Genomic DNA, 1,420 nt, shown 5'->3' on the forward strand with positions numbered 1-1,420 from the left:
TTATATATTTAAATACATACTGAGAAAGTATTGAAGTATTAAAAAAGTAATGATATAATGAAAAAGTTTTATATGAATTATAATTGGGTAATATAACTTATTATAAAAGTATAAGTAGATAAAGGAGACAACATGAAAAAGATAGAATTATTAGCACCAGCAGGTGATTTAGAAAGATTAAAAATAGCCTTTACTTATGGAGCAGATGCTGTATATATAGGTGGAGAGATATTTGGTATGAGATCTGCCGCTAAAAACTTTACTATAGAAGATATGAAAGAAGGAGTAGAGTTTGCTCATAAATTAGGAAAACATGTCTTTGTTACTATAAATATAATACCTAGAAGTGAAGAACTTGAACAACTTCCTCCATATCTTTTACAACTTCAAGAAATAGGAGTAGATGCTGTTATAGTAAGTGATGCAGGAGTATTCTCAATAGTTAAAAAAACAATACCTGATATGGAAGTACACATAAGTACACAAGCAAGTACTAGTAACTCTGTAGCAGCTAAGTTTTGGTATGAACAAGGTGCACAAAGGGTTGTTACAGCAAGAGAGTTATCTTTTGATGAAATAAGAGCTATAAGAGATAATGTGCCAGAAGATATGGATATAGAAGCCTTTGTTCATGGGGCTATGTGTATGTCTTATTCTGGAAAGTGTGTAATAAGTAACTATACTACAGGAAGAGATGCAAATAGAGGATCATGTGCTCAGCCTTGTAGATGGAAGTACAACTTAGTTAAAGAAAATGAAAATGGAGAATATGAAGAAGTTATAAATGGAATAGACTCATCATTCTTCTTTAACTCAAAGGATTTATGTATGATAGAATACGTTCCACAATTAATAGAGTGTGGTATAACAAGTTTTAAAATAGAAGGACGTATGAAAACTGCTTATTATGTTGCTACAACAGTTAGAGCTTATAGAATGGCTATAGATGCATATTATGAAGATCCAGAAAACTGGAAATTCAATCCAATATGGTTAGAAGAATTAAAGAAAGGTAGCCATAGAGATTACAGTACAGGATTCTATTTTGATAGACCAAGTGATAAAGCTCATAACTATGAAAGTGCTTCATACATTAGAAACTATGACTTTGTTGGTATAGTTAGAGATTATGATGCAGAAAATGACCTTTATATAGTAGAGCAAAGAAATAAAATGAATGTGTTAGATAAAGTTGAAGTTATAGGACCATACAAAGAAACAATGTTTGCTAATATACTAGAAATGTACAATGAAGATGGGGAACCTATAGAATCAGCTCCACATGCAAGACAAATAGTTAAACTTAAATTAGATATAAAAGTAGATAAGGACTATATGTTAAGAAAACCTATAGTAAGTATAACTACTATATAATAACTAAAAATACCTAAGTATTAAATATAAAKRKWCTKWRRWATTT

The 1,420-nt window shown here is 29.9% G+C and carries 1 protein-coding gene; it reads left to right on the plus strand.

The genetic code is table 11. From position 1 onward, the window contains the following. The first annotated feature begins 132 nt into the window (after positions 1–132). Entirely contained in the window at positions 133–1,374 is a 1,242-nt protein-coding gene (locus G3997_RS04580; protein WP_296648799.1) for a peptidase U32 family protein, read from the plus strand. The last annotated feature ends 46 nt before the right edge of the window (positions 1,375–1,420 follow it).

It is taken from the genome of Romboutsia sp. 13368 (assembly GCF_018336475.1).
In the GTDB taxonomy this organism is placed as follows: domain Bacteria; phylum Bacillota; class Clostridia; order Peptostreptococcales; family Peptostreptococcaceae; genus Romboutsia.